Consider the following 6,957-nt stretch of genomic DNA (forward strand, 5'->3'; position numbering starts at 1 on the left):
AATGCTCGATTTTCTGTTTTACGCTGCAGCATTGATTGTCACGCTCGGGATTCTAGTGACATTCCATGAGTGGGGCCACTTTTATGCTGCGCGTAAATTTGGTGTGAAAGTTTTGCGTTTCTCAGTTGGCTTTGGAAAACCCATTTGGAAGCGAGTCGGAAAAGATGGCGTGGAATATGTCATTGCCGGAATTCCGCTCGGTGGCTACGTTAAAATGCTCGACGAGCGCGAAGGTGAAGTCGATCCGGCAGACGCTGAAAAAGCATTTAATCGTCAAGCTTTGTGGAAGCGTAACATTATTATTGCTGCTGGGCCGTTTGCTAATTTTGTTTTGGCAATCGTGGTTTACTGGATCATGTTTATGATCGGTATTAATGGTGTTAAGCCAGTACTGGGTGAATTGAAGCCAGAAAGCCTAGCTGCTCAAAGCGGACTGATGAAGGGCGATGAAATCGTTGCCGTTGATAGTGAAACCGTTGTGACCTGGCAAGATACTTTATTCGCATTGGCCAAACGAATGGGCGATGGCGAATCGATCAGCATTTCTGTACTTCGAAATCATTCAACCTTACCCATCGTAAAAACCATCGATACGGGCAATTGGCAGCTCGATGAACGTCGACCGGATATTTTGGACTCATTAGGTTTGGCTCCGGTGAGTTTCCCTGCAATGATTGGTGAAGTCACTGTTGGAAGTCCTGCTGAAAAAGCGGGGTTGCAAAAAGGCGATACCATCACCCAACTGAATGATCAGGCGATTAAAAGTTGGGGGCAGCTAATGGATTATATGGAAAACTTTTCCGGTGGAGAGCTTCGCGTAATCGTTGAGCGGGCTGGAGATGCTCTGGCCTTACCGATTACTCCTGTAAAAGTCGATAACGGATACAAACTTGGTGTTGGGATCAGCCTAGAAAAAGCACAAGAGTTTCGAGAACAACTGTTGATCGTAAGAAAATACGGTTTTTTTGAAGCACTTCAGCAAGCGCACCTTAAATTCTGGCAAGTGATCAAACTCACGGTAACCATGCTTAAGAAATTGATTTTAGGGGAAGTTTCTACGAAATCGTTAGGAGGTCCACTATCAATTGCGGAAGGTGCGGGTAGCTCTGCACGCGGAGGACTGGTATATTTCCTCAGCTTTTTGGGAATGATCAGCGTAAATCTTGGTCTTATAAATCTCTTGCCGGTTCCGGTACTCGATGGTGGTCACTTATTGTTCAATACTATCGAGGCTATCAAAGGCAAACCTTTATCGGAAGCGGCTCAAGAATTCGGAATGCGTATAGGCATTATTTTAGTGCTGGGGTTGATGGCGATCGCGTTATTTAACGACTTCGCGCGCTTGTAGTTTGGAGTTCGACAAATCTCTATGACAATAAAACAAACAGTCTTAGGTTCAATTTTAGTTTTGGCCACGAGTTCGTTATTTGCGAGTTTCAAGGCTTTTAAAGTTGAAGACATTAAAGTCAACGGTTTACAGCGAATCGAGCTGGGTACCTTTTTTACTTACTTACCGATTCAAGTGGGCGAAACAATTGATGAAGCGCGATTACCTCAAGTGATTCGCGCACTGAATCGTTCCGGCTCTTTTCATTACATTAAAGTATCGAGCGATGAAAATGTGCTCATCATTGATGTGGAAGAGCGACCGATCATTGCTGATATTGTGATCGAAGGAAACAAAGAGCTTAAAACCGAAGATCTGCTAAACGGTATGAAGAGTGCCGGATTTGCCAAAGGTGAGGTGTATCAGGCAGCGGCTTTGGAAGCCATCGCACAAGAAATTCAAAATCAGTATTTCGCACATGGTAAATATGGCGTTAAGGTGAAAACCCGAGCTGTTAATATGTCGCGGAATCGTGTTCAGGTTCGCATGGATGTGGATGAAGGTGAACCTGCAAAAATCAATGAAATAAATATCGTTGGTAATAAAGTTTTTTCTGATGAGGAGCTGCTTGATCAGTTTGAACTTTCTACAGGCGGCTTTTTTTCTTTCTTTACCAGTGACGACCAATACGCAAAAGAAAAGCTTTCCGGCGATATGGAAAAGCTGCGCAATTATTACCTTGATCGTGGATATCTGAAATTTCAAATTGTGTCGACGCAAGTTTCTATTTCTCCCGATCGTAAAGGTATGTTCATCACCATAAATGTTGATGAAGGTGAAAAGTTTACTGTTAAAGACATCAAGTTTTCGGGTGAGTTGATTTATACCGAAGAGCAGTTACGCGCATTAGTGCCATTGAAAACGGGAGATACCTACAGTGGTGCTGCAATCAGTTTTGCCGAAGAACGTATCGCTGAATGGTTAGGGTATAAAGGTTACGCTTTTGCTAACGTACTGAGTGTGCCTGAACTGGATGAAAACAATTTGGAAGTCACGCTTACCATTTTTGTCGATCCTAAGCAGAAAACTTACGTACGGCGGATTACCTTTGCGGGTAACGAAAGCACCGACGATCACGTTTTACGCCGTGAAGTACGTTTGATGGAAGGTGAGGCGCTTTCGACACAACTGGTGGAGCGTTCGAAAACGCGTATGGAGCGCTTGCCATACATTGAAAACGTCAATGTTGAAACGCCTAAAGTAGAAGGGACTGACGACCAGGTCGATGTTGAGTTTGAAATCAAAGAACGATCGGCCGGCACTATTTCTGGTGGATTGGGCTATGGCAGTTTTTACGGACTTTCATTACAAGCCAGCGTGAGTCATGAAAACTTCTTAGGCAGCGGTAATCGAGTGGCTTTCTCCTTAAACAGTTCAAAAGCCGTTAAAAATTACAGTTTTAATTACACTAATCCCTATTTTACGATTGATGGTGTCAGTCTTGGTTATAACCTCTTTTATCGAGAAACCGACTACAGTGCGTTGAATATTAATCGTTCATCGCAAACGTCACTCGGTGTTGGAGCGACTTGGGGAGTACCTTTAAGTGAAGTGTCGCGTTGGAGTTTTGGTGGTACTTATTTGAGCAACCAGTTGAACTCATACGCACAGAATATCAGTGGTGGTCGAGCGCAAGGCGTTATCGATCTCTTCCGAGGTTTTGGGTTGGATCCTTATGTTGATACCTCTTTGAAATTTGAGTTGGTTGAATTGCAAACCGGTTGGTTACGAAACACATTAAACCGAGGGGTGTTCCCAGATTCAGGGACGTTAAATCAAGTTTCATTGGAAGCCTCGTTACCTGACAGTGACCTTGAGTATTACAAGGTGAATTACAGCTTTGCGAATTATTGGTCGTTTGCTCGAGGATGGAGCTTTAAAACATCGCTTGATTTGTCTTATGGTGATGGATACGGCGATGGCGTGAATGAAAACTTGCCCTATTTTGAAAACTTTTACGGTGGTTCGTCTGATTCGTTACGTGGTTTCGAAAATAATACGGTTGGTCCACGACAATTAATTCGTACGCCTCAAACAACAACCGTTGTTGGTCCCGACGGGAGTTCTTACACCGTATTACTACCACCTGAAAATGATAGAATTGAGCTCAATCGCTTTTCTTCAGGGGGTAACGCTAAGGCTACTGCCACTATGGAGTTGATTTTTCCAACACCGTTTGCGGAAAATAATCGTTCGGTGCGTACCAGTTTCTTTGTCGATGCGGGTAATGTTTGGAATACAAAATTTAATGTTGACGATTATCGAAGCAACTCCGTGACGTTACCGAATCGACAAATCGGAGACATGCCCGATTACAGCGATCCAGGAACTTATCGTGTCTCAGCGGGCTTTGCGATACAATGGTTGTCACCTATGGGGCCCATATCCATTAGTTTAGGTCGTCCGATCAAGAAACAAGACTTTGACGAGTTTGAAACATTGCAGTTTAATATTGGCCGCACTTTCTAGCATTCAAGTTACAAGTAAGGGGAAAAACGTTGAAAAAGTTGTTTACTGTTCTATTTGCCATATCGCTTTCTGCCATTGCGCATGCCGCGGAAATGAAAGTCGGTTTTGTTGACGTCGGTTATGTAATGGCTAAGTCACCGCAACGAGTCGCAATTTCCGAAAAGCTGAAAAACGAATTTAAAGAGCAGGAAGAAGAAATTAAAACGCTGCTCAATGAATACAAAAAGCTTCAAGAAAAAGCGCAAAAAGATGGCGCAACCATGAGTGAAAAAGAGCGACTGGATTTGGCTCGCGATGGACAGGAAATGGAGACCAAGATCAAACTAAAGCAAAAAGCGTTAAATGAAGACAGTCAACGTCGTGCGCAAGAAGAGCAACGTTTACTTGGCGCAACCATTTTGCAAAAAATCGAAGAGTTTGCAAAAGAAGAAAAATACGACATGATTGTTAATAAAGAAGCGTTGTTATGGGCCGATCAGGCTGCTAACGTTTCAGATAAAATTTTGGCAAAAATCAGCGCTTCTGGTAACTGATTCAATTTTTAATTGGCATTGTGGATGAATGATTAATGTCTAAAAATCAGGATTCATCGAACAACGGCTACACATTGCAACAAATTGCCAGTCAAATTGGTGCAGAAGTTAAAGGGGACGCGGCTTGCCGCGTCTTTGCTATCAATACTATTCAAGATGCGGTTGAAGGTGATATTGCGTTTTTGAGTAACAGCAAGTATCAACACTTTCTGGACAATACAAAAGCATCCGCGGTTATCTTGCTTCCTGAACTTGCCGAACAATGCCCGGTCAATGCGTTGGTTATGGGGAATCCTTATCTGGGATTTGCTAAAGTCGCTCAGCTACTCGATACCACGCCGCAACAACCTCCTGGTATTCATCCTTCGGCGGTGATTGATGCGTCGGCACAAATTGATGCCACGGCTTCTATTGGCGCTCATGTTGTGATTGATGCCAATGTAAAGATTGATGCTGGCGTACAAATCGCTCCCGGATGCCATATTGGTGAACATTCAATCATCGGTGAAAACAGTCGCTTGTACGCCAATGTCAGTCTTTATCATAGCGTTCGCATTGGTAAGCGTGCAGTGATCCATGCTGGCACCGTGATCGGTTCCGACGGTTTTGGCTTTGCCAATGAGTCTGGTGTCTGGGTGAAAATTCCTCAACTGGGCGGCGTTGTTATTGGAGATGACTTTGAATGTGGCGCTAACTGCACCATCGACCGAGGTGCAATAAACGATACGCTGATTGGTGACGATGTAAAACTCGACAACCTTTGCCACTTAGCGCACAACGTGCACTTTGGTTCACACAGTGCGATGGCGGCGTACTCAGGTGTGGCCGGCAGTTCGCAAGTAGGTGAATTTTGTACAATCAGTGGTCGCGTAACGATTTTAGGTCATATCACGCTAGACGACGGTGTTCACATTACCGCTGGTTCACAGGTGAGTAAATCGTTAAGCCGAGGTGCCTACTCGTCTGGTACACCCTTAATGACCAATCGTGAGTGGAAACGTAGCGTGGCTCGCATGCGCCAACTGGATGATATGGCGCGCACGATTAAACAACTGGAAAAAGAAATATCGCTATTGAAAAACGATAGCAATCAGTAAAAGTGAGAACCCCATGAGTGAGCAAGTAGATCAGGTTTCGGTAATGGATATTCATGAAGTTATGCAGCATTTACCGCATCGCTATCCGTTTTTATTAATCGATCGCGTTTTGGACTTTAAAGTAGGTGAATATCTCCACGCGATAAAAAACATAACCGTAAATGAGCCCTGTTTTACCGGACATTTCCCGCATCGCCCTGTGATGCCAGGCGTTTTGATTCTTGAAGCCCTTGCCCAAGCTACGGGTATTCTGGCATTTAAAACCATGAACGAGTTGCCAGATAGTGAGTCTTTGTACTATTTTGTGGGTATTGATAACGCGCGTTTCAAAAAGCCCGTTGAGCCAGGCGATCAAGTTCATTTGCACGTAACCGTTGAGCGACGCAAACGTGATATGTGGAAGTTTAAAGCGGAAGCGCTGGTTGATGAGCAAGTGGTGTGTTCGGCTGATCTGATGTGTGCCAAAAAGAGAGTTGTATGATCCATCCTACTGCGGTAATCGATCCTAAAGCTGAGTTGGCCGATGATGTTGAGGTGGGGCCATACTCGGTGATTGGTGCCGGTGTAAAAATTGATTCAGGTACTCGGGTGGGGCCTCACGTTGTTATTAATGGCGACACCAGTATAGGCAAAGGCAATCGCTTTTTTCAATTTGCCAGCATTGGCGAAGAAAATCAGGATAAAAAATACAGTGGTGAACCCACTAAAACCCTAATCGGAGACAACAATGTTTTTCGAGAGTGTTGCACCGTTCATCGCGGCACCGTACAAGACATTGGGTACACCCAAATTGGCAGTGACGGTTTGTTTATGGCCTACACCCATATCGCACACGATTGCGTAATTGGTGATCATGTCATTTTTGCGAATAACGCGTCTGTTGCGGGTCATGTTCATGTGGGTGACTGGGTGATCCTAGGTGGATTCACAGGCGTACATCAATTTTGTAAAGTGGGAGCACACGCTTTTTCTGGAATGAACAGTCGCATCACTCAGGACGTACCTCCTTATGTGATGTTGCAGGATGGTGTGCCAAGAGCCATTAATGCAGAAGGTTTGAAACGACGTGGTTTTTCAGAGTCCGATATTCGCGCGATAAAAAATGCTTATCGAGCGCTTTACCGTAAAAATTTAAAGCTGGATCAAGCAATAGCGGAAATGTCTAAAATTGCGGAAAAGAGTGCTGCCGTTCAACTTTTTATTGATTTTCTTCAAACGTCAGAACGCGGTATTGTCCGATAGATTAAAAGCACTAAGCACTAAGCACTAAGCACTAAGCACTAAGCAATAAGTGATAAGTAATAAGAAATTCAGAAATAAAGTTGACTTGCTGGTTAGTCCAATACAATCTTTTTAGAACTTAGAACTTAGAACTTAGAACTTAGAACTTAGAACTTAGAACTTAGAACTTAGAACTTAGAACTTAGAACTTAGAACTTAGAACTTAGAACTTAGAACTTAGAACTTAGAA

General features: G+C 43.8%; 6 protein-coding genes. All 6 read left to right on the top strand.

Annotated features, from left to right (window positions below):
- The first annotated feature begins 1 nt into the window (after window position 1).
- Genes rseP through lpxA form a run of 6 tightly spaced genes read left to right on the top strand, consistent with a single transcriptional unit; the run spans window position 2 to window position 6,728 of the window.
- On the top strand, window positions 2-1,348 hold the full coding sequence (rseP, locus tag ACTUJY_RS16350; RefSeq protein WP_463617191.1) for a sigma E protease regulator RseP: 1,347 nt from the start codon (window positions 2-4) through the stop codon (window positions 1,346-1,348).
- A gap of 21 nt (window positions 1,349-1,369) precedes the next feature.
- Window positions 1,370-3,856: an outer membrane protein assembly factor BamA gene (gene bamA / locus ACTUJY_RS16355; protein WP_463617192.1), complete on the top strand. Its 2,487-nt coding sequence runs from the start codon at window positions 1,370-1,372 to the stop codon at window positions 3,854-3,856.
- A gap of 29 nt (window positions 3,857-3,885) precedes the next feature.
- Window positions 3,886-4,389, top strand: coding sequence for an OmpH/Skp family outer membrane protein (locus ACTUJY_RS16360; protein ID WP_463617193.1), 504 nt, complete (start codon window positions 3,886-3,888; stop codon window positions 4,387-4,389).
- A gap of 35 nt (window positions 4,390-4,424) precedes the next feature.
- Window positions 4,425-5,486 carry a UDP-3-O-(3-hydroxymyristoyl)glucosamine N-acyltransferase gene (lpxD, locus tag ACTUJY_RS16365; protein ID WP_463617194.1) on the top strand — a complete coding sequence of 354 codons (1,062 nt, stop codon included), beginning with the start codon at window positions 4,425-4,427 and terminating at the stop codon, window positions 5,484-5,486.
- A gap of 13 nt (window positions 5,487-5,499) precedes the next feature.
- Window positions 5,500-5,967, top strand: a complete 468-nt coding sequence (gene fabZ, locus ACTUJY_RS16370; RefSeq protein WP_463617195.1) for a 3-hydroxyacyl-ACP dehydratase FabZ — start codon at window positions 5,500-5,502, stop codon at window positions 5,965-5,967.
- The gene (lpxA, locus tag ACTUJY_RS16375) at window positions 5,964-6,728 is read left to right on the top strand and encodes an acyl-ACP--UDP-N-acetylglucosamine O-acyltransferase (RefSeq protein ID WP_463617196.1); all 765 of its coding nucleotides are present in this window, start codon (window positions 5,964-5,966) and stop codon (window positions 6,726-6,728) included. Before fabZ ends, lpxA begins: the two co-directional genes overlap by 4 nt.
- Window positions 6,729-6,957 lie beyond the last annotated feature (229 nt).

Source organism: Pleionea sp. WD8-19 (genome assembly GCF_055326765.1).

Coding starts and splice junctions, on each gene's coding strand:
- bamA (WP_463617192.1), top strand. CDS start 1,370: ATGACAATAAAACAAACAGTCTTAGGTTCAATTTTAGTTTTGGCCACG.
- lpxD (WP_463617194.1), top strand. CDS start 4,425: ATGTCTAAAAATCAGGATTCATCGAACAACGGCTACACATTGCAACAA.
- lpxA (WP_463617196.1), top strand. CDS start 5,964: ATGATCCATCCTACTGCGGTAATCGATCCTAAAGCTGAGTTGGCCGAT.
- rseP (WP_463617191.1), top strand. CDS start 2: ATGCTCGATTTTCTGTTTTACGCTGCAGCATTGATTGTCACGCTCGGG.
- fabZ (WP_463617195.1), top strand. CDS start 5,500: ATGAGTGAGCAAGTAGATCAGGTTTCGGTAATGGATATTCATGAAGTT.